General features: G+C 64.9%; 18 protein-coding genes. 10 read left to right on the top strand and 8 right to left on the bottom strand.

The window, feature by feature from the left end; genetic code table 11:
- Positions 1-117: 117 nt before the first annotated feature.
- On the bottom strand, positions 118-828 hold the full coding sequence (locus tag U6958_RS25770; RefSeq protein ID WP_074921571.1) for a GntR family transcriptional regulator: 711 nt from the start codon (positions 826-828) through the stop codon (positions 118-120).
- Positions 829-975: 147 nt separating this feature from the next.
- On the opposite strand from U6958_RS25770, the gene U6958_RS25765 reads away from it, so the two are divergent.
- The 7 genes from U6958_RS25765 (at position 976) to U6958_RS25735 (ending at position 9,908) form a co-directional block, all read left to right on the top strand.
- Positions 976-1,932, top strand: a complete 957-nt coding sequence (locus U6958_RS25765; RefSeq protein WP_074921570.1) for an SMP-30/gluconolactonase/LRE family protein — start codon at positions 976-978, stop codon at positions 1,930-1,932.
- 89 nt (positions 1,933-2,021) lie between these two features.
- On the top strand, positions 2,022-3,749 hold the full coding sequence (locus U6958_RS25760; protein WP_061289263.1) for an acetolactate synthase catalytic subunit: 1,728 nt from the start codon (positions 2,022-2,024) through the stop codon (positions 3,747-3,749).
- On the top strand, positions 3,749-4,516 hold the full coding sequence (locus U6958_RS25755) for an SDR family oxidoreductase (RefSeq protein WP_074921569.1): 768 nt from the start codon (positions 3,749-3,751) through the stop codon (positions 4,514-4,516). Before U6958_RS25760 ends, U6958_RS25755 begins: the two co-directional genes overlap by 1 nt.
- A gap of 199 nt (positions 4,517-4,715) precedes the next feature.
- A complete protein-coding gene (locus tag U6958_RS25750; RefSeq protein ID WP_074921568.1) occupies positions 4,716-5,708 on the top strand; it encodes a tripartite tricarboxylate transporter substrate binding protein in 993 nt (330 codons plus the stop codon).
- Between the two features lie 103 nt (positions 5,709-5,811).
- Positions 5,812-6,330, top strand: coding sequence for a sigma-70 family RNA polymerase sigma factor (locus U6958_RS25745; RefSeq protein ID WP_013803538.1), 519 nt, complete (start codon positions 5,812-5,814; stop codon positions 6,328-6,330).
- A gap of 1 nt (position 6,331) precedes the next feature.
- The gene (locus U6958_RS25740) at positions 6,332-7,339 is read left to right on the top strand and encodes a FecR domain-containing protein (RefSeq protein WP_074921567.1); all 1,008 of its coding nucleotides are present in this window, start codon (positions 6,332-6,334) and stop codon (positions 7,337-7,339) included.
- 115 nt (positions 7,340-7,454) lie between these two features.
- Positions 7,455-9,908 carry a TonB-dependent receptor gene (locus U6958_RS25735; RefSeq protein ID WP_074921566.1) on the top strand — a complete coding sequence of 818 codons (2,454 nt, stop codon included), beginning with the start codon at positions 7,455-7,457 and terminating at the stop codon, positions 9,906-9,908.
- A gap of 75 nt (positions 9,909-9,983) precedes the next feature.
- Here U6958_RS25735 and U6958_RS25730 read toward each other — a convergent pair whose 3' ends face one another.
- The 4 genes from U6958_RS25730 to U6958_RS25715 form a co-directional block, all read right to left on the bottom strand.
- Positions 9,984-11,081 carry a DNA glycosylase AlkZ-like family protein gene (locus U6958_RS25730; RefSeq protein WP_074921565.1) on the bottom strand — a complete coding sequence of 366 codons (1,098 nt, stop codon included), beginning with the start codon at positions 11,079-11,081 and terminating at the stop codon, positions 9,984-9,986.
- Positions 11,082-11,134: 53 nt separating this feature from the next.
- Complete coding sequence (locus U6958_RS25725; protein ID WP_074921564.1) at positions 11,135-12,067, bottom strand: DUF4349 domain-containing protein; 933 nt, start codon at positions 12,065-12,067, stop codon at positions 11,135-11,137.
- A 65-nt stretch (positions 12,068-12,132) separates the two neighbouring features.
- Positions 12,133-12,960: a hypothetical protein gene (locus U6958_RS25720; RefSeq protein WP_074921563.1), complete on the bottom strand. Its 828-nt coding sequence runs from the start codon at positions 12,958-12,960 to the stop codon at positions 12,133-12,135.
- Positions 12,951-13,085, bottom strand: a complete 135-nt coding sequence (locus tag U6958_RS25715) for a hypothetical protein (RefSeq protein WP_257762791.1) — start codon at positions 13,083-13,085, stop codon at positions 12,951-12,953. Before U6958_RS25715 ends, U6958_RS25720 begins: the two co-directional genes overlap by 10 nt.
- Before the next feature lie 236 nt (positions 13,086-13,321).
- Here U6958_RS25715 and U6958_RS25710 point away from each other — a divergent pair, with 236 nt between their 5' ends.
- The 3 genes from U6958_RS25710 (at position 13,322) to U6958_RS25700 (ending at position 16,798) form a co-directional block, all read left to right on the top strand.
- Complete coding sequence (locus tag U6958_RS25710; RefSeq protein ID WP_074921562.1) at positions 13,322-14,566, top strand: cyclopropane-fatty-acyl-phospholipid synthase family protein; 1,245 nt, start codon at positions 13,322-13,324, stop codon at positions 14,564-14,566.
- A gap of 468 nt (positions 14,567-15,034) precedes the next feature.
- Positions 15,035-15,808 (top strand): SDR family oxidoreductase, encoded by a 774-nt coding sequence (locus U6958_RS25705; RefSeq protein ID WP_016453872.1) that lies wholly within the window; start codon positions 15,035-15,037, stop codon positions 15,806-15,808.
- A gap of 57 nt (positions 15,809-15,865) precedes the next feature.
- A complete protein-coding gene (locus tag U6958_RS25700; protein ID WP_074921561.1) occupies positions 15,866-16,798 on the top strand; it encodes a LysR family transcriptional regulator in 933 nt (310 codons plus the stop codon).
- Here the strand turns inward: U6958_RS25700 and U6958_RS25695 are convergent.
- From U6958_RS25695 to U6958_RS25685, 3 genes are all read right to left on the bottom strand, one after another.
- On the bottom strand, positions 16,752-17,876 hold the full coding sequence (locus tag U6958_RS25695; protein ID WP_074921560.1) for a sterol desaturase family protein: 1,125 nt from the start codon (positions 17,874-17,876) through the stop codon (positions 16,752-16,754). The two genes, U6958_RS25700 and U6958_RS25695, sit on opposite strands and share 47 nt — an antisense overlap.
- 688 nt (positions 17,877-18,564) lie before the next feature.
- Positions 18,565-19,068: a hypothetical protein gene (locus tag U6958_RS25690; protein ID WP_143044528.1), complete on the bottom strand. Its 504-nt coding sequence runs from the start codon at positions 19,066-19,068 to the stop codon at positions 18,565-18,567.
- A 49-nt stretch (positions 19,069-19,117) separates the two neighbouring features.
- Complete coding sequence (locus U6958_RS25685; RefSeq protein WP_143044527.1) at positions 19,118-20,119, bottom strand: hypothetical protein; 1,002 nt, start codon at positions 20,117-20,119, stop codon at positions 19,118-19,120.
- Positions 20,120-20,210 lie beyond the last annotated feature (91 nt).

Below are 20,210 nucleotides of genomic sequence, written 5' to 3'. Positions count from 1 at the left end.
TATGTCCGAAGAGAGTCGGATGCAGCGGAGGAGAAGGCACATTCTGGTACGGAGGCTTGGAGTCAGGCACTTATATCCTTACTGCGCCAACTGCAGCGAGGCGTACCTACAGTGCTTCTACCCCATGCCCGCCACCACCCACTCCTGCGGAAACTCCATCCCATCATCCTTGGCAATCTTCCTGAGGATATGCAGGCAGGCGCTTTGCAGGTCCTGCACCACGGCCTGTCGGGCGGCGGGGCCGTCCCTTTGCTCCAGCGCATGGATCAGCCGGATGTGCGGATGTTCGGCCGCGCGGGCGTAGGTGCCCCGGTACAGGTAGCGCACGGACGGGCCGCACTTGAGCCATAGCAGGCCGATGAGGCTGGCCAGCACGGGCTGCTGCGCGGCTTCGATGATGGAGAAGTGGAAGCGCTCGTTGGCGATCAGCGTGGCGTCGTCGTCCACGGCGATGGATTTTTCCAGGTCCTGGTGCAGCCGGGTGAGGGTGTCGATGAAGCCCAGGCCCGGATGGCGGCTGGCGGCGGCTGCGGCGGCGCGGCCTTCCAGTTCGATGCGCAGGGCGATGATTTCCACGTACTGCTCCACGCTGAGCACGGGCACGGTGGCCACGCCGCGGTCGTCCAGGTCCAGGGCGCCTTCGGAGGCCAGGCGCTGTATGGCATCGCGCACGGGCGTGGGGCTGATGCCGAACTCTTCGGCCAGGCTGCGATAGACGAGGCGCTGCGCGGGTTGCAGCTGGCCTCTCACGATGGCGTCACGGATCTGCAGATAGGTTTTTTCGGCAAGGGTCTGATTGGTTCGGATCTGTGAAAAAACGCTGGACATCGGGCCTCCGCAACTGCTTGGGCGCAATGGTACCTCCCGGGGAAGGACGGTTTGTTCATGGCCACGGTGTGTGGCTGTGCCAAGGGCTAACCCTGTAATTGGTGTTTGATGCATCAAGTACCATGCATCATATCTAAGGGAGGGTGCATGCGGACATACACGTTGGAAAAAGCAGAACCAAGGATTCGTGAGCTGGCCGACGGCCTGGAGTTTCCCGAAGGCCCGGTGGCCCTGCCCGATGGATCGGTCGTGCTGGTGGAGATCGCCAATGGCTGGCTGACCCGGGTGACGGCCGATGGCACAAAGCGGCAGCTCGTCCACCTGGGCGCAGGCCCGAACGGTGCCGCCATAGGCCCCGGCGGCAAGCTGTTCATCTGCAACAACGGTGGCTTCCAGTGGCACCGCAGTGCGGAGCATGGGCTGCGGCCCATAGGCCAGGCCAACGACTATTCGGGCGGGCGCATAGAGGCCGTGGACCTGGCCTCGGGCCAGGTCGAATGCCTGTACACGCAAAGCGGCAGCGGACCCTTGAAGGGGCCCAACGACCTGGTCTTCGACCGGCATGGCGGCTTCTGGTTCACCGACCACGGCAAGGTGCGCCCGCGCGAGGTGGACCGGGGCGGCGTCTGCTACGCGCTGGCCGATGGCAGCGCCATCCGCGAGGCCGTCTTCCCGCTGTGGTCGCCCAACGGAATCGGTCTTTCTCCCGATGAGAAGACGCTCTATGTGGCGGAGACCTTCACGGGGCGGCTGTGGGCCTTCGATATCGGCGAGCCCGGGCACCTCCTGGCCCGGCCCTGGCCCGATTCGCCCAATGGCGGACGGCTGGTCTGCCGCCTGCCAGGCATGCAGAACATCGACTCCCTGGCCGTGGATGCCGAAGGGAACATCTGCCTTGCCACGCTGGGCGAGGGCGGCATCACCGTGGTCTCGCCGGCCGGGCAGGTGCTGCACCGGGTCGAGCTGCCCGACCCCATGACGACCAACATCTGCTTTGGCGGCAAGGACCTGAAGACGGCTTTTGTCACCCTGTCTTCCACGGGGCGGCTGGTGGCGCTGGACTGGCCGTGTCCTGGATTGCCTTTGAATTTCCTGAATAGATAAGTTCCCCCTGGCTTCCCTTTCCGTATCGCTGGCGATTGCCATGGCGAGGGAGCCGCTACGCCTTTTTTGTTGAACGGAAACCGCAACCCATGTCGAAACCCCTGAGCAACCCTGGATTGAACAAGCAGGACACCGTAGGCCACCTGGTGGCCCGGGTCCTGAAGCGGCACGGCATCACGCAGTTCTTCGGGCAGAGCCTGCCCAGCATGTTCGTGCTGGCCGCCGAGGAACTGGGCCTGCGCCAGATCGCCTACCGCACCGAGAACGCGGGCGGCTACATGGCCGATGCCCATGCCCGCATGAGCGGCAGGCCGGCCGTGATCACCGCGCAGAACGGGCCGGCCGCCGCGCTGCTGGTGGCTCCGCTGGCCGAGGCGCTGAAGGTCTCCATCCCCATCATCGCGCTGGTGCAGGACGTGGCGCGCGACCAGACCGACAGGAACGCCTTCCAGGACCTGGACCACATGGGCCTGTTCAAGCCCGTGACCAAGTGGGTGCGGCGCGTGGACCAGGCATCGCGCGTGGAAGACTATGTGGAGCAGGCCATCATCGCGGCCTGCAGCGGCCGGCCCGGCCCCGTGGCGCTGATGCTGCCGGCCGACCTGCTCACCGAGCCTGCCCAGCCGTCCGGCGTGCCCCGGCCCGCTGCACTGGCCCGCTTTCCGCTGGACCGCGCCGTGCCCGAACGGCAATTGCTGGAACGGGCCATGGGCGCGCTGCTCCAGGCCCGCGCGCCGGTCATCGTTGCCGGTGGCGGCGTGCACATCTCGGGCGCCAGCGAGGCACTGAGCGCGTTTGCCGATGCGCTGAGCCTGCCCGTGGCCACCACCAACATGGGCAAGGGCGCCGTGGCCGAGACGCATGAGCTGTCGCTGGGCGTGGTCGCCAACTGCCTGGGGCCCAATGGCTCGGGCCGCTACCTGAAGGATTTCGTGTCCGGGGCCGACGTGGTGTTCCTGATCGGCAACCGCACCAACCAGAACGGCACGGACAGCTGGACGCTGTACCCGCGCGATGCGCAATTCATCCATCTCGATATTGACGGCCAGGAGATAGGGCGCAACTACGACGCCATGCGCCTGGTGGGCGATGCGCGGCTGGCGCTGCAGGCCATGCTGGACATCGCCGGGCCGCTGGATCTGTCGGCCCGTACCGGCCAGCGCGCTGCACTGGCCGCACGCATTGCCAAGGGCAGGGAAAGGCACCGACAGGAATCAGCCGAAGTGCGCCTGTCCAGCGCCGCACCCATCCGGCCCGAACGCATCATGCATGAGCTCGACGCCCTGCTGACCGCCGAGGACACCGTGGTGGCCGATGCCAGCTACTCCACGCTGTGGGTCACCAACTACCTGACCGCGCGCCGGGCCGGCCAGCGCTTCATCACGCCGCGCGGCCTGGCGGGCCTGGGCTGGGGCATGCCCATGGCCATGGGTGCGCGCCTGGCGCAGGACGGCGGCCAGGTGTTCTGCCTGGTGGGCGACGGCGGCTTCGGCCATGTGTGGTCGGAGATGGAGACCTGCAGGCGCATGGGCATCAAGGTCATCACCGTCCTCATCAACAACGGCATCCTGGGCTACCAGAAGCATGCCGAGCACGTGAAGTTCGGCGAGCACACCTCGGCCGTGAACTTCAGCGGCGTGGACCATGCGGCCATCGCACGGGCCTGCGGCATCCACGGCGTGCGCGTGGAATCGGCCGATGCCATCGCCCCCGCGCTGCGCGCCGCCATGGCTGCCGAAGAGGCCACGCTGATCGAGGTCATGTGCACCGAAGACGCCTTTCCCCCCATCACCTTCTACACGCCGGAGAGCCACTGATGAGCGCGCCTGAGAACTTCCCCATCCGCACGGCCCTGGTGACCGGCGCCGCACGCGGCATCGGCCTGGCCACCGCCATCGAACTGCTGCGCGACGGCCGCCAGGTGGTGCTGGCCGACCTGGCCGCGCCTGACCTGGATCGGGTCCCGCAGGAACTGCGCGCCAGGGCCAGCGCCGTGGTGCTTGATGTCTGCGACGAGGCTGCCCGCCAGCGCGTAGTCGGCGACATCGTGCAGCGCCATGGCGGCGTGGACATCCTGGTCAACAACGCCGGCATCAGCCTCAAGAACGCCAGCGGACAGTCCAACGGCATCCTCGAAGTGGGGCTGGGCGAGGTGCAGCAGATCCTGGACGTCAACCTGCTGTCCATGCTGCGCCTATGCCAGCTGGCGCTGCCGGGCATGAAGCAGCGGGGCTGGGGGCGCATCGTCAACGTGTCCTCGCTGGCCGGGCGCGGCAAGTCCATCGTGGCCGGCCCTGCCTACATGCTGAGCAAGTCCGCCGTGCTGGGCCTGAGCCGCTCCATCGCCTCGGAGATGGGCCAGTACGGCATCACCACCAACTGCGTGGCGCCGGGCCGCATCCTGACGCCGATGGCGCAGCAGGCCGGCGACGAGGTCAATCGCCGCTATGCCGAGCAGATCCCCGTGCGGCGTCTGGGCGAGGCTGCCGAGGTCGGCGCCGCCATCCGCTACCTGTGCAGCGAGTCCGCAGGCTTCACCAATGGCGCGGTGATCGACGTCAACGGCGGCTTCTTCATGAATTGAGGAAGGACGACCCCCTGAGCGGCTGCGCCGCTTCCCCCTCTCGCTTGGCGGGGGGGTGGCACCCTCGGTGCGGGGCTGCCCTTCCTCGGTGCCCCCACTTCCAGGGCGTGCCTGCTTCCCGGCCAGTGGGTAGTGCGCGGCACCGTGAAAGCACGACTTCCAAAGACGACAGAACCCAAGATCGCAACGAGAGACAACCATGCATGCATATCCATCACCCGCATCTCGCAGATGCCTGCTTTCGGCCTTCTGCGCGGCAGCGCTGGCGGCCGCAGCCGGCGCCCCGGCGCTGGCCCAGGGCACGGACGCGTTTCCCGAGCGGGAACTGACCCTGATCATCAACTACGGCGCAGGCGGCAATACCGACGTGGCCTCGCGCGCCATCGGCAATGCCATGGAGGTCCTGCTCAAAAAGCCCGTGGTGCCCAACAACCGCGCGGGAGCGCAGGGCACGCTGGGCGTCTCGTCGCTGGCCCGGCAAAAGCCTGACGGCTATACGCTGGGCGTGGTGACGTTTTCGACCATCGCCATCACGCCCCACCTCATGAAGGTGGACTACAAGGTCGATGACTTCGACTTCATCGCAGGCGTGGCCCGCTACCGCTATGGCGTGGCCGTGCGCGCGGACTCGCCCTACAAGACCATGGCCGACCTGGTGGCCGCGTCCCGCCAGGGCAAGGGCATCTTCTTTGGCGCGCCGTCCGCGCCCAACAACCTGGCCATGTACGAGCTGGGGCGCAAGACCGGCGGCAAGTTCGAGGAGATCAACTACAAGTCCGGCGCGGAGACCGTGGCCGGCCTGATCGGCGGGCAGGTCGATGTCATCGTGCAGAACCCCTCGGACATCGTCCAGCACGTCAAGGCCGGAAAAATGCGCCTGCTGGCCAGCGCCAGCCCCATGCGCTGGAAGGAGTTGCCCGAGGTGCCCACGCTCAGGGAGCAGGGCTACGACGTGGAGATCGACTCCTGGATCGGCCTGGCCTACCCCAAGGGCGTGCCCCCGGCCCTGCGCGACAGGCTGGAGCGCGTTGCCATGGCAGCCGCCGAGGGGCCCCAGGTGGCGCGCATCTTCGAGTCAGCCGGCGTGGACCCGGCGCCGCTCACCGGCGCCGAATACCGCAGGAAGCTGGTCCAGGGCCATGAGTCCATGGGCGCGGCCATCAAGGCAGCGAATCTGCCGCGCATGAACTGAGGGCGGTCCGGCTGCCCTGGGGGAATGGTGGAATGCAAACCATTCTTATTGCGGACGGCTAAAATACCGCCCCATGTCCGTGCCGCACACGCCTCCAGAATCCATGCTCCAGGTCCAGCAGCTGTATGTGGGCCACCATGCCTGGCTGCTGTCGCGTCTGAAGGCCAGGCTGCGCGACACGGCCGAGGCGCAGGATGTGGCGTCCGAGACCTTTGTGCGCGTGGTGGCCGCGCGCCCCGCTGCCGTGGTGCAGGAGCCGCGCGCGTTTCTGACCACCATTGCCAAGCGCCTGCTGTTCACGCTGTGGCGCCGGCGCGAGCTGGAGCGGGCCTATCTGGAGACCCTGGCCCTGCAGCCCGAGGAGCTGGCGCCTTCTCCCGAAGAGCGCGCCGTGCTGCTGGAGACGCTGGAGCACATCGCCCAGGCGCTGGACGGCCTGCCGCTCAAGGCGCGCCAGGCCTTTTTGCTGAGCCAGATCGACGGCCTGACCTACCAGGCCATTGCCGACCAGCTGGACATTTCCCTGAGCACGGTGCGCCGCCACATGGCCGAGGCCTTCCGGCGCATCGCCATCGCGCTGGCCCGCCAGCAGGCCGGCATTGCCGTAGCGCGCGGCGGCTGACATGGCGGCCTCTCTTTCGCAGGACGGCAGCAGTCTGGATGCCGCCACCGAGGCGGCCGTGGGCTGGCTGGTCACGCTGAACTCGGGCTCCGTCAGCGATGGCGAGCGCCAGGGTTTCGAGCAATGGCTGCGGGCCGATGCCGGTCACCGCCTGGCCTGGGAGCGGCTGCAGGCACCGCTGCAGCAGATGCTGTCGCCGCTGCGCACCGGCGCGCCTGCGGCCTCGGGCAGCCTGATGGGCCAGGCGCTGCAGCGTGCCGAATCGCGCATCCGCCGTCGCCGCAGCCTGCTGCGCGGCGCGCTGGGATTGGGCGGCATGGCCGTGGGCACCGCCTTCGTGGCCCACCGCCACGCACCCATCAGCCAATGGGCTGCCGACCTGCGCACCGGCACGGGCGAGCGGCGTGATTTTGCGTTGCCCGATGGCAGCACCATCACGCTGGATGCGCGTTCGGCGGCTGACCTGGACTTCAGTGGTGGCCGCCGCACCGTCATCCTGCGCCAGGGCACGCTGCTGGCGCATGCAGCGCCACAGGCCTGGAAGGCAGGGCAAGGCGCCGCTGCCTTCACCGTGCGCACGGCCCACGGCCAGGTGCGCGCGCTGGGCACGCGCTTCGTGGTGCGCCAAGAGGCCGGCAGCAGCCTGGTGAGCATGCTTGAGCACAGCGTGGAGATCACCACGCCACAGGGTGCAAGCCAGGTGCTGGCCCAAGGCCGCAGTGCACGCTTCGGTCCGGCAGGCATTACCGAGGATGCGACCGAGCCCGGCACCGCGTCGGCCTGGCAGCGCGGCATGCTGGAGGCGCATGACCAGCCGCTGGGCGAGGTGGTGCAGGCCCTGCGCGCCTACCGCGCGGGCTTCATCCGCGTGGCGCCGCGTGCGGCGGCCCTGCATGTCTACGGCACGTTCTCGCTGGACGACACCGACCGCGCCCTGGCGGCGCTGGCCGAGACCCTGCCCATTGCCGTGAACGTCTACCAGCGTGGCTGGCTGGTGACCATCGAGTGACTATCGGGTGAGGTCGGTGCCTGCGCGCAAAAAAATGAACACTTTTTGCGGCGCGCTCGACAAGCCTTGGAAACCTGCTTTTCAGGCCCTTCCAACCTCCTTGTCGAGAACCCGCATGCTGCTCTCCTGCCCCTTGCCCTTGCGCACCTTGGCCGCTGCCGCCCTGGCCTGCGCGCTGAGCGCCCACGCCCAGACTTCCCCTTCCGCGCCCGCTGCGACAGCCGCCTCGTCCGTGCGCAGCTACGACCTGCCGTCCCAGCCGCTGGGCAGCGCGCTGGCGCGCATAGGCGCCGAAAGCGGCCAGCAGATCGGCATTGACGCCGAGCTGGTGCGCGGCCTGACCGCGCCCGCCGTGCGCGGCAGCTACACGCCCGAGCAGGCCGCGCGCGCGGCGCTGCAGGGCAGCGGGCTGGAGCTGGTGCGCACGGGCTCGGGCAACTGGGGCCTGCGCACCGCAGCGCCTGCTCCAGCCTCCGCAGCTGCCGCTGCACGCACCGCAGGCACGGCCCAGGCCATGGCCGAGGTGCGCGTCACGGCCCAGGCCATCACCAGCCCCACCACCGAGCAGACCGGCTCCTACACCACGCGCGCTCTGAGCATCGGCAAGATGGAGCAGTCCATTCGCGAGACACCGCAGTCCGTGACCGTGGTCACGCGCCAGCAGATGGATGACCAGAACCTGTCTTCCGTCGAGGACGTGATCCTGCAGACCACGGGCGCCACCAAGTCGCAGCGCAACTTCGGGGCCCACGTCTACATGATGCGCGGCTACGAGATCCCGGACTCCAACTACCTGCTCGACGGCGTGGCCGGCGGCACCTACAGCCCCACGGGCTGGGTGCCCATGGACACGGCCATCCTCGACCGCGTGGAGGTGCTGCGCGGCGCAGGCGCCCTGGTGGTGGGCGCGGGCGACCCCAGCGGCGTGGTCAACATGGTGCGCAAGCGCCCGCGTGCGGAAAAGCACTTCGAGTTCGCCCAGAGCATCGGCTCATGGAGCAACTTCCGCACCGAGATCGATGGAGGCGGCGCGCTCAACGAGGCCGGCACGGTGCGCGGCCGCGTGGTGGCCGCCTATACCGACCGCCACAGCTTCATCGACCTGGTGCATTCGCGCTCGCCCATGCTCTACGGCGTGATCGACGCCGACCTGGGCGCCGGCACCAAGGTCACGGCGGGCTACCGCCATGAGCAGACCGACATCGACGGCTACAGCATCTTCGGCCTGCCCAGCTACTCCAACGGCGCCTCGCTGGGCCTGCCGCGCTCCACTTCGCTGGGCCAGCGATGGAACCGCCACGAGGCCCAGGTCGATGACGTGTTCGGCGAGGTCGAGCACCGCATGGGAGGCGACTGGGTGGCCAAGCTCACGCTCAACCACGGCAAGACCACCATCGACCAGAAGCTGGGATCGGCGCGCGGCGCCATCGATCCCGTTACCCTGCAGGGCCTGCGCTATGTAGGCAACGATTTCATTGCGCGCGACATCGATGCCACGGGGCTGGATGCCAACGTCACCGGCAGCTTTCAGGCGCTGGGCGGCACGCACAAGGTCATGTTCGGCACCAGCTGGACCCAGCAGAAGGTGCTGACCCAGTCGGCCTCCTCTGGCGAGGCCATGCCCCTGGACGTCTTCCGTTTCGACCATTCGCGCATCCCTGACCCCGTGGCTCCCCCTTATGACTTCGGTCTCAGGGAGCGCAAGCAACTGCTGGGCATCTACGGCAGCGGGCGCTTTCAGCTGGCCGAACGCCTGCACCTGCACCTGGGCGGGCGCCTGAACTGGTTCAAGTTCCGCTCCAACGACACCTTCACCGGCGCCCTGACCAACGACTACCGCGAAAACGGCCGCTTCACGCCCTATGCGGGCCTGGTCTACGACATCGATCCGCTCTGGTCCGTCTATGCCAGCTACACCAGCACCTTCCAGCCCCAGTCGCAGTACGCCACCGTGCAGGGCAACCGCCTCAAGCCCGCCGTGGGCGCCAACTACGAGGCCGGCATCAAGGGCGAACTGTTCGAGCGCAAGCTCAACGTGGCCTTCTCGGTGTTCAACATCAAGAAGCGCGACGTGGCCGTGTTCGACACTGGCAACGAAGGCCTGTGCCCCGGCGTGACCACCAATGACTGCTACCGCAACTCCAGCGTGCTGCGCAGCAAGGGCTTTGACGCCGAGATCGGCGGCGAGCTTGCACGCGGCTGGCAGGTCTCTGGCGGCTACACCTGGCTGAACACGCGCGACGACGAAGGCAGCTCGCTGAGCACCGACACACCCCGCAGCCTGCTGCGCGTGTCCACCAGCTACGCGCTGCCCGGCGAATGGTCGGCCTGGAAGGTGGGCGCCAACCTCAGCGCGCAAAGCCATGCCCGCGTGGACACCGTGCAGAACCCCGGCCATGCCGTGCTGGACCTGCGCGCCTCCTACCGCATCAACCGCAACTGGACGGCGGCGCTCAACATCGGCAATGTGACCGACAAGGTCTACTGGGCCGCCGTGGGCGGCGCGCGCAACGGCAACTACTACGGCATGCCGCGCAATGCCACGCTCACGCTGCGCGGAACCTTCTGAGTGGACTGCGCCTGTGCAGTCTTGCCGCTGATCCTGTGTGGCGGCAAACGCGCGCAGGGGGCGATTGCCTGAGCCTCAGCGCGGCGCCAGAAACTCCTCCATGCGCTGCAGTTCCTCATCCAGCGCGCTGCGAAAGGCGGCATCGCCGGGCGCCGCGCCGGCCACATAGCCGAATGACGGCTCCAGCCGGCCGTCGCGCGCCTGGAGGTTGGCCCAGCCGATCACCTGGCCCTGCCAGAGCATGGGCAGGGCGTAGTAGCCCAGCTGGCGCCGGGCCGGTGGCGTGTAGGCCTCGAACTTGTAGGTCCAGCCCCAGAGCAGCTTGAAGCGGCGCCGGTCCCAGACCACGGGGTCGAAGGGCGCGAGCAGGCGCAGCCGCTCGTCGAAGGCATGGCGGCGCGAGCGTGGGTTCTCGTCGGCGGGCCAGTACCAGGTGGTTCCGTCGATGCGGCAGCTTGCCAGCTGCTCGCGCGCCAGCCGCAGCGCCGCCTGGGTCTGCTGCGCCAGATGGGGTGCGCCATAGCCCAGCAGGCGCACCAGGTAGGTCAGGCTGGGGGCCGGCAGCGGTGCGTACTTGCGCACCACCAGGTCGATCAGCGCGGCGGCGCGCCGGGCGCTGGCGTCGGGGCTGTCGTCGGCCGGCGGATGGGCGACTGCCTCGTAGACGCGCGTGCCACTGTCGCGGCGCTTGACGCGCAGCAGGCCGCGGTAGTGCATGCCGTCGAGCAACTGCGTGCTGGCGCTGCTCGAGCCGCCCCAGTAGTTCTTCACGCTTCCGTGCGAGAAATGCTGCTCCACCTCGCGCGGATGCACGGCGCCGCGTTCGCGCACAAACGCCAGCACCTCGGCGGCCTTGCGCTGTGTCTCGGCATCCCAGGCCTTGCGGGCCTGGCGCGGGTGCATCAGCGCCAGGTGCTCACTGGGCAGAAAGCCGTAGTTGACCAGGCAGTCCTCGTCGATCGCCAGGCGCGCATAGCGGCGCTCCAGGTCGCCGGCGCGGTAGTCCTTGACGCGGTGGCGCAGCGTCAGGTCCTGCGCCCGGGCCGGGGCGCGGATCGGGTCTGCCTGCACAAAACCCAGGCGCTGTATGGCCGCAGGCAGGGTGGTCGGTGTGAACAGGGTGCGCGCCACGGCATGGCGGCGCAGGTCGTCAAGGCTCGGTTCGGTGGGCATGGCTTGATTGGAGCACGGCATGGCCGCCGTATTTCCTGATCCTGCCGTGCCGCTCAGGCCTTCCTGGCGCGCCTGCGCCGCCACAGCGCGCGCAGCACCCAGCCCAGCGGCAGCACCACCAGCACCAGCCAGGGCAGCACGGCTGCCACAAAGGTGATCAGCGCGGCCATGCTCTCGCCCAGAACGTGGCCGGCATCGCGCAGCGCGCGGCCTATGGGGCTGTAGCTGGTGCCGCCCTGCACCAGGGCGCGGGTGGGCGTGAACTGGATCTGTATGTGCTGCTTGCTGGTCTGCTGCTCCAGCACCTTGCGCTGGGCGGCCATGGCGTCCAGCTCGGCCTGCGTGTCCGACAGCGTGCGCTGTATCTCCAGCAGGTCGGACATGGTGCGCTTGGTCGTGGTGTCGCGCAGCATCAGGCGCAGGCTGTCGCGGAACTCGGTACGGTTCCTGATGCGCGCCTCCACGTCGATCACCTCGGCCGTCTTGTCCTCGCTGATGGTGTTCTGCGACACGATGGTGGCCACGCCGGCCAGCGTGCCCAGCAGCCGCTGCACATCGGCCGGCGCCACGCGCATCTCCAGCATGGCGTTGCCGGGCTGCTGGGGCGTCTCGCGCAGCAGCGATGCCGACAACAGCTCGCAGCGCAGCGTGGCGCACAGGTCGCGCACCTGGCCCCAGGCATCGGCCAGCTGCGCCTGCGGCACTTCCACGTTCAGCTCCTGGCGCACGGCCAGGAAGCGCTGGGCCATCTCGTCCTGCGCCGATGTCTCTGGTGCGGCTGCTGCCGCATCCTCGGCCTGCACGGTGGCGGCGCGGCCTTGCTTCATGCCGACGCCGCCCGCCATGGGCGCGGGGGCGGGCGCAGATTCCATGTCTGCTGTGTCGTGCCGCTGGTTGCAGCCCGCAAGGGCCAGCGTGGCAGCCAGTGCCAGCACGGCCGGCAAGGCCATGCGGGAGGGCAGAGTGGAAGGCCGGGGATGCGTCATGAATTTCCTCTTGAAAACAGGCAAGAACAGGCCGCTGTCAGGACTCAAAGCTCAGGGCTCAAGGCTCAGGGCCTGCCGCCGGGGCCGAACATGGAGTCCACCTCGGACTGCAGCTCGAAGATGTCGGACACGGTGTAGAGCCAGTCGCCCTTTTGCAGATGGCCGGGGTCCGGCGGCGTCTCCACGCAGGCCTTGACCAGGGTGAACTGGCCTGCCGGGTCGGGCAGGAACTTCAGGCCCGATATGGAAAACCGCGCCACCCGCCCCACGCCATCGTTGTATCGCCGGCCCCGGGCGCGCACGTCGGCCAGTTCCACCATCTGCGGCACATGGTCGAACACCGCGTCGTAGAACTCGACGATGGGGCTCTGGTTGGTCCGGGCGCAGCCGTGCACGTACAGGGCGTAAAAGCGCCCGTCCAGCTCCATGGCCACCACGTCGGCCGCGCGGTAGAAGGTCAGGCTGTCGGGCAGGCCCGGCGAGCGTTTGGGCGGCGCGGGCGGCGTGTCCAGGAAGTCCTGGCGGATCTGCGCCGACTTGCGAAAAAAATCATCGCTGAGCGCCACCTCGGCATTGAGCACATCGATGGCCGTGCGCGCGGCCGTGTTCAGGCCCGCGTCGGCCAGGCCGTTCCTGTGCAGCACGATGGCCAGGGCCAGCGCCGTCTTGTGCCGGTACAGCGCCGTTGCCTTGGCGTCACCGGCCTGCAGCACGCAGCTCCAGCGCCGCAGCAGGGGCGGCAGGGCTTGGCCGCCGTAGTTGGCCGCGATAGCGGCATCGTGCCGGCCCAGCGCAAACGTGCGCGCCATCACGCGCGCCACGTCTTCCTCCAGGGTCTGCACAAGGGTGTCGGCGGCCAGCTTGGACAGCGCCTGGGTATGGGTCATGGCCATGGCGTCACTGGCTCCAGTTCGATGGCAGGTTCCTGAAATCCGGCCGGCAGGCCATAGCCGCCGGTGCTGCGTTGTTCGTTGCGGTGCTCGATGCAGTGTTCGATGCTCAGGTCATGGGCTTGCATGGGTCTGTCGCAGGCGCCTTCGCGCCGGGGCAGTTGGAACGCCGGCCAGTGTGCCCCAAGCCGGACCGCTGGCGGGGTGTGGGCGCCATCGGGTCTGTATCGATCCGCTACCGGCGCGGGTTGCCGTGCTGACGTCTTGCCGTCACATGAAGCGGCAAGACTCGTCATTTGCTTTTCATGCGGTTCATGCGGTTCATGTCAAAAGGGGGGCGCCGCCAGCCCCGGGGAGATGCACGATGTTCTGGGACAAGAAGCTCAGGCGCTGGGCCGAGGCCGTGCGTGCGCGGGCCGATCTGCCGGCGCGGCTGGTGCTGTGGAATGGCGAGCAGTTCGACTTCGGCCACTTCGAGCAGCCGCGCGTCACGCTGACGGTGCGCAGCGCCTCGGCCCTGCCGCTGCTGCTGGACCCCAGCCTGGACCACCTGGGCCAGGCCTATGTGAAGGGCCAGATCGACATCGACGGCCGCTTGCCCGACATCATCGACTTCGGCTATGCGCTGGCGCGCCGCATGTCCAAGACTCAGGGCGCGGGCAAGGGGCCGGGGCGGCTGGCGCTTGCGGCGCGCGCGGCCAGGCGCTTCAGGCACAGCCGCAGCACGGACCGCGAATCCATCCAGTACCACTACGACGTGTCCGACGACTTTTACCGGCTCTGGCTGGACGAGGGCATGGTCTATTCCTGCGCCTACTTCGAGAACGGCGACGAGGACCTGACCACCGCCCAGCGCAAGAAGCTGGACCACATCCTCACCAAGATCCGCCTGCAGCCCGGCCAGCGCCTGCTGGACATCGGCTGCGGCTGGGGTGCCCTGGTGCTGCGCGCGGCCCAGCACTTTGGCGCGCACTGCGTGGGCGTGACGCTGTCGCGCAACCAGTTCGAAGCGGCCACCGAGCGCGTGCGCGCCGCAGGCCTGGCCGACCGCATCGAGATCCGCCTGCAGGACTACCGCGACGTGCAGGGGCGCTTCGACCGCATCACCAGCGTCGGCATGTTCGAGCATGTGGGCCGCCGCAACCTGCCCATGTACTTCGCGCACATGCGCGAGCTGCTGGCCGACGACGGCCTGGCGCTGAACCACGGCATCACCTCCACCGATGCGGACGTGGGCGCCACGGCCCTGGGCGGCGGTGCGTTCATTGACCGATACGTGTTTCCTGATGGCGAACTGCCGCACCTGAGCCTGGCGCTGGAGGCCATGCAGCGTGGGGGGCTGGAGGTGCTGGATGTGGAGGGGTTGCGGCGTCATTACGTGCGCACGTTGCAGTTGTGGCTGGAGCGGTTTGAGGCTTGTGTGCCGGAGATTCGGGCGTTGGTGGAGGAGGAGAGGTTTCGGATCTGGAGGGTGTATTTGGCGGGGTGTGCTTATGCGTTTGAGCATGACGATGTGTCTATCTTTCAGGTTGTTTGTCGGAGGGCGGGGCAGGGGGCTGCTTCGTTGGCTTGGTCGCGGAGGTATATGTACGAGCGCGAGCTGTCCTGATGTCTTGGGACACGGGCGGTGTGTAGCTTGTTCTTGACCCTGCCGGGGGGTGTTTTTTCGAGGCCGGGTCTCGGCCCGGCGGCCGACTGCCCTTTCTTGATTCGCCAAGAAAGGTCAGGCCAAAGAAGGCGACCCGAATGCCCGCGACCCTCCGCTGCGCTGCGGGCAACCTGCGTCGTGGCGCTTGCGGGGTTTGCCGCAGAACTCTCTGCGCGCTTCGCGCTCCGCTCAGACAACTGCGGCAAGTCAGATCACGAAGCAAGCCTGTCCTTCGGCAGGCTTGCAACCCCGCAAGCGCCACGACGCAGGCGCGGGCATACGGGAAGGGGGCGAGGGAGCGGGGGCGGGGAGAGAACTATCGGCGCGATTGTTCTGGTTTTCTGGATGATCCATCCCGGCTGCGCCGGTTTATCGCGGGGGGCTGGCTGCCTAAGCTGGGTGCTTCATCCAAGCACAAGGAGCGTTTCCATGGCAGACCATTCCATTCGCGGCAAGGTGGCGCTGATTGCAGGCGGCGGCAAGAATCTGGGCGGGCTGATTGCCCGTGATCTGGCGGGGCACGGCGCGCGGGCCGTGGTGGTGCACTACAACAGCGAGTCTTCCCGGGCCGAGGCGGAGACCACGGTGGCCGCAGTGCGTGCGCTGGGCGCAGAGGCCGTGGCGCTGCAGGGCGATCTGACGCGCGCTGGCGCTGTGGAGCGGCTTTTTGCAGAGGCTGTGGACGCCGTGGGCCGGCCGGACATTGCCATCAACACCGTGGGCAAGGTGCTCAAGAAGCCGCTGATGGAGATCAGCGAGGCGGAGTACGACGAGATGGCTGCCGTCAACGGCAAGTCGGCGTTTTTCTTCCTCAAGGAGGCGGGGCGCCATGTCAACGACCACGGCAAGATCGTGACCCTGGTGACCTCGCTGCTGGGCGCGTTCACGCCGTTCTATTCCTCCTACGCGGGCACCAAGGCGCCGGTGGAGCATTTCACGCGGGCGGCGGCCAAGGAGTTCGGGGCGCGGGGCATTTCGGTCACGGCCGTGGGGCCGGGGCCCATGGACACGCCGTTCTTCTACGGCCAGGAAGGCGCGGACGCCGTGGCCTATCACAAGAGCGCGGCGGCGCTGTCGCCGTTCTCGCCTTCGGGGCTGACGCATATCGAAGACGTGGTGCCCTTCATCCGCCACCTGGTCAGCGACGGCTGGTGGATCACCGGGCAGACCATCCTGATCAACGGCGGCTACACCACCAAGTAGGAGCACCAGGTAGGAGCACCCAGTAGGCCGGTCCCGGCCGGGACTATGCTGCACGCTATGGACCGACTCGACCGATACCGGATCTTCATGCAGGTGGCCGAGATGGGCAGCTTCATCAAGGCCGCCCATGCCCTGGACCTGCCGCGCGCCACGGTATCTGCCGCCGTGCAGCAGCTGGAGGAGCAGGTGGGCGCAAGACTCCTGCACCGCACCACGCGCCAGGTCAGCCTGACGGCCGATGGTGCCCAGTTACTGGAGCGTGTGCGCCCGCTGCTGTCAGAGGCCGAGGACGTGGAGCAGATGTTCCAGGCCCGCACGCGCCAGGCCACGGGCCGGCTGCATGTGGACGTGCCCAGCCGCATCGCGCGCCGCCTGCTGGCGCCTGCGCTGCCGGGGCTCCTGCGCCGCCACCCGGGGCTGCAGCTGGTGCTGGGTTCGTCAGACCGCGCCATTGACCTGGTGCAGGAAGGCGTGGACTGCGCCGTGCGCGTGGGCACGCTGCATGACAGCAGCCTGGTCGTGCGCCCGCTGGGCTGCATTGCCCTCATCAACTGCGCCAGCCCCGCCTACCTGCGCGAGCACGGCCTGCCCGAGCAGCCGCAGGACCTGCTGCACGGCCACTGGAGCGTGGGCTATGCCTCGCCGCGCACGGGGCGGGAACTGCCGTGGGAATGGAGTGGGGCGAGCGATGTGGATGGGGTAGATGGGGAGGACGGGCCGCAGACCCTGGCCGTGCCCAGCCGCGTGGTGACCAACAATGCAGAAAGCTACATCGCCTGCTGCCGCGCCGGCCTGGGGCTGATCCAGATCCCGCGCTATGACGTGCAGCACCTGCTGGACACGGGCGAACTCGTGGAAGTGCTGCCCGCCCACCGCGCAGCGCCCATGCCCGTGGCCCTGCTGTATCCGCACCGCCGCCAGCGCTCGCGCCGGCTGGCGGTTTTCATCGACTGGTTCGAGGCGCTGATGCGGCCGAACCTGGAGCCGTAGGCGCACCCCCGGCCGCCCCAGTCACCGCAGCCGCCCCGGCCGCAGGGTGGGGCTGGGCTCCGTCGTCGTCATGAATGGGCCGGTAACCGGGCCCGAACGACACATCGCCCAGCCGCCAGCCCTCGCGCCGGCGAAACGCCCCCCAGAACCGCTTGAGCGTATGCCACTGCATGGCCACCAGGCCGCGCTCGTTGTCGGCATCCACCTCGGGGTCGCTCACGCCCGTGGGGCGCACGGGCTCGTCGGTGTACAGCGCCGTGCCAAACAGCATGTCCCACCAGGGCAGCACCTGCCCAAAATTGCAGTTGTGGCGCGTGGGCCGATCCGGGTCGCGCAGCATGTGGTGGTGGCGGTGGAACAGCGGGCCCACCAGCACCCGCTCACCCACGCGGCCCAGCCAGCCCAGGCGCAGCCGCACATTGGCGTGCGAGAAGTTCTGCACCAGCTCGCTGAGCAGCCCCAGCAGCGCAAATTCGGAAGGCTCCACCCCCATCGCCAGCCCCACCGTGGCCAGGATGAAGGACTGCAGCATGCCGTCCAGGTAGTGGCTGCGGTCATTGCTCCAGCAGCTCATCTGGCGCTGGCTGTGGTGCATGCTGTGCATGGCCCACCACCAGGGAATCACATGCTGGGCGCGGTGCATCCAGTAATACACCAGGTCGTAGACCACGTAGTACACCAGGAACAGCGCCACCGGATGGTCCGCAAACCACGGCACCCAGTGCTTGAGCCCCGTCGCCTCCTCGGCCGCCGGCCCGCCGCCCAGCATGCTGGCAAACGGCATCAGCACCAGAAAACTGAACAGCGGAAACAGCCCCAGCAGCATCAGCAGCGTGTAGTTGCGGTCCACCGTGGTCAGCCGCCGATCGCTCCAGCGCTCGGCCGGAAACAGGCTCTCCAGCGGCCGCATCACGCCCGCAATCAGGAACAACTGCAGCGCCGCAATCAGCACCGCCTCGGCAATCTCACGCGGATCACCGGCCGCCTGGGCGATGTCCAGCCAGTGGACGGTGGGGGTTACGGCGTGGGTGGCGAGCCAGGTGATGGCTGCCTGCCACAGCTCGGTCAGTGAAGTCATGTCTTGTGCCTGCAAGAAGGGCCGGGGGAGGGCTGGGGGTTGCGGGCGGGATTATGGGGCGGGGGTGTGGAGGGAGTGTGTGGGGTATGGGGCAAAGGTGCTCAGTTGTAAGCATCGCCTTCTTGTCCCTGCCGTTCGAACGTGACCGGAAGCACCCTTAGCCTGAATCTCAGATATAGGCCTCGTCCAGCGTACGAAATTGTTCAAAAGGCTTAAGGCATTCTGTTGATGACTACGATTAGCGGCGCGCGCAGCGAATAGTTTAGGAAATTCGAAAAGCGTTTAGACGCGGTACATACCATCATTGGGGGAAAAAGAAAGCACCAAATTGTCCTATGAAGCTGCACGCCGGTAAGGTTTGCGACTACGGGCCTCGCAATACTCGCTTGCGGCAATGGTGTAACTAAACGGAATTGCCACGCAGAGCATCGAATTTTGGTGGAAATTGCTTGCTGTTAATGAAAAGTTCTATAGTTTATTGGCTTCGATAAGTGATGAATTATTTTGGAAAAACTTTGATGCTTGTAATGTGATTGCAACTCATGTGGGCGATATTTTTTGACATATTGTCCTACGGGTTTTGGCAAAACTTTGGAGTTTAATGCTTTAGATGAGCGTGCTTATTGGATTCAAAATGCAATATTTTTGAGCTCGATGTGCAGAGTCGCTTGTTCAGCGAATTTGAGATTTAAATTGATATTTTCGAAACAAAATCTTGAGTGAATTGTGGTTCATATAATTCGTAGTTTTTTGCGAACTTTGTGAATAATCCCCAATATTTATCTTCAAAATTTATTCCCTTTTTAAAATTTTCTCCGGTATATGCGCAATGAGCATAGTAGCCAAACATGTACTGGCAAGATGTTTCGTCTAAATATCCTGAATTTATTAATATTTGTATTTCTTCGATAAAAACAATAAATTTTCTATTTTTTTCCCAGAAGTAAAATTGTGATAATTCAATATCGTCTCCGTCGATATGTTGTAGAACATCTTTTAGATCTTGACTGTCAAATAATCTACGATGTTGTTCGAGAAGAAATTTTGTTTTTTCTAACTTGTCAGCTGCTTTTTTTTGCTCTCTAGTGCTGTTTAAGTCTTTCCATACTTTTATTACGGTGGCAATGCCAACTATTAGAGTGACAATAATTCCAACAGCCTGCCATGTGGCTGACCATTCCGACATGGTCATGCACTTTTCAAAAAATGGTATTTTGAAAGCGCTGCAAAAAATTTCTTCTCTACTCATTATTATTAGTGTCGGGAAGAATTGGTGTGATGTTGATTAGCTCAAATTTTTTTATGTATTCTTTATTGTCGCGTACTAGGTTTACTTCAAAACTGCATAATCCGCCTTTCCCTATTCCAAGCGCTGAGCCGTCACGTAATGACTCTGCTGCTAAGGTATCGACTGCTTTCCCCTTTTTCTTGTGATCAACAATATAATAAGGAATGATCCTGTTGTATTCTTTTATATAGGCTCTTCCAAAGCCACTAATATTGCTGTGCCTTGTGACGTTGCCGGTTAGGTGAGTTATTTTTCTTTCTTTTGTTAGAGTGCTCAAGTAAATGTGAGTTTTCTTATTTAACTCGAGCTTTTCTCCTGAGTAAGGTCTTATTAATTTTGCGGATTTTGCACTTCCATTGCAAATTGGTCTGTGTATATTTAAAACATGGGAGTCAATTGCAATGGCCATTTCATCAAATAGACCTGGATTTTCATCCAGAAATTTTCTTAAATAATGGGATGTATTATTTTCGGAATTTCCTGTGCTGGCTGCAAATGCTTCTGTTAAATAGTCCCAATATTTATCTTTGACCACACTGGCGCCGTGTTTTTGGATTGTTTTTTGTTCAAATTTGACGTCTATAAATATGTCAAAGCAGCCTTTTTTTGCCGCGCTGAAGAATGTTTTGAACTCTTTTTGTATGGGGACTTTTGTTTGAATATGATCGTCATTAGAAAAGGCTTGTGTGATTATATTTATGGAGGTTGCTAAACCTTTTAGTGCTTCTGCTGCATCATAAAGGTTGATTCTTCCGTCGTCAGCTTGATTGCCTTCGAATTGAATTTGTATTGTGGTTTCCATTTTTCGTGTATCTAAATATTTCAATAAATTATTGCTCAGAACATTGCTCAGTTTTTTTTTTCTTGAGTGATGAGATGGTGATTTCATCAAGGGCAGTGTAGGTGGTGTAGAATGCGCGACTTTTGAGCTGCTAATCCCGTTTGAGTCGTCCATTGACCTGCGGCCTATGGTGGGAATAGGCCTATTCTTCAAGCATAAAGGCCGGTCATGAGCGCCTGCAGCTATACGCCGGAGTTGAAGGAAG

This window comes from Delftia lacustris, assembly GCF_040267515.1.
Classification (GTDB): Bacteria; Pseudomonadota; Gammaproteobacteria; order Burkholderiales; family Burkholderiaceae_C; genus Comamonas; species Comamonas tsuruhatensis.
The sequence above is the reverse complement of the archived record's forward strand: the minus strand, read 5'-3'. Positions and strand labels throughout refer to the sequence as shown.

Excerpts from the sequence above, each read along its gene's own strand:
- U6958_RS25770 (WP_074921571.1), bottom strand. The coding sequence starts at position 828 with ATGTCCAGCGTTTTTTCACAGATCCGAACCAATCAGACCCTTGCCGAA.
- U6958_RS25765 (WP_074921570.1), top strand. The coding sequence starts at position 976 with ATGCGGACATACACGTTGGAAAAAGCAGAACCAAGGATTCGTGAGCTG.
- U6958_RS25760 (WP_061289263.1), top strand. The coding sequence starts at position 2,022 with ATGTCGAAACCCCTGAGCAACCCTGGATTGAACAAGCAGGACACCGTA.
- U6958_RS25755 (WP_074921569.1), top strand. The coding sequence starts at position 3,749 with ATGAGCGCGCCTGAGAACTTCCCCATCCGCACGGCCCTGGTGACCGGC.
- U6958_RS25750 (WP_074921568.1), top strand. The coding sequence starts at position 4,716 with ATGCATGCATATCCATCACCCGCATCTCGCAGATGCCTGCTTTCGGCC.
- U6958_RS25745 (WP_013803538.1), top strand. The coding sequence starts at position 5,812 with ATGCTCCAGGTCCAGCAGCTGTATGTGGGCCACCATGCCTGGCTGCTG.
- U6958_RS25740 (WP_074921567.1), top strand. The coding sequence starts at position 6,332 with ATGGCGGCCTCTCTTTCGCAGGACGGCAGCAGTCTGGATGCCGCCACC.
- U6958_RS25735 (WP_074921566.1), top strand. The coding sequence starts at position 7,455 with ATGCTGCTCTCCTGCCCCTTGCCCTTGCGCACCTTGGCCGCTGCCGCC.
- U6958_RS25730 (WP_074921565.1), bottom strand. The coding sequence starts at position 11,081 with ATGCCCACCGAACCGAGCCTTGACGACCTGCGCCGCCATGCCGTGGCG.
- U6958_RS25725 (WP_074921564.1), bottom strand. The coding sequence starts at position 12,067 with ATGACGCATCCCCGGCCTTCCACTCTGCCCTCCCGCATGGCCTTGCCG.
- U6958_RS25720 (WP_074921563.1), bottom strand. The coding sequence starts at position 12,960 with ATGGCCATGACCCATACCCAGGCGCTGTCCAAGCTGGCCGCCGACACC.
- U6958_RS25715 (WP_257762791.1), bottom strand. The coding sequence starts at position 13,085 with ATGCAAGCCCATGACCTGAGCATCGAACACTGCATCGAGCACCGCAAC.
- U6958_RS25710 (WP_074921562.1), top strand. The coding sequence starts at position 13,322 with ATGTTCTGGGACAAGAAGCTCAGGCGCTGGGCCGAGGCCGTGCGTGCG.
- U6958_RS25705 (WP_016453872.1), top strand. The coding sequence starts at position 15,035 with ATGGCAGACCATTCCATTCGCGGCAAGGTGGCGCTGATTGCAGGCGGC.
- U6958_RS25700 (WP_074921561.1), top strand. The coding sequence starts at position 15,866 with ATGGACCGACTCGACCGATACCGGATCTTCATGCAGGTGGCCGAGATG.
- U6958_RS25695 (WP_074921560.1), bottom strand. The coding sequence starts at position 17,876 with ATGACTTCACTGACCGAGCTGTGGCAGGCAGCCATCACCTGGCTCGCC.
- U6958_RS25690 (WP_143044528.1), bottom strand. The coding sequence starts at position 19,068 with ATGACCATGTCGGAATGGTCAGCCACATGGCAGGCTGTTGGAATTATT.
- U6958_RS25685 (WP_143044527.1), bottom strand. The coding sequence starts at position 20,119 with ATGGACGACTCAAACGGGATTAGCAGCTCAAAAGTCGCGCATTCTACA.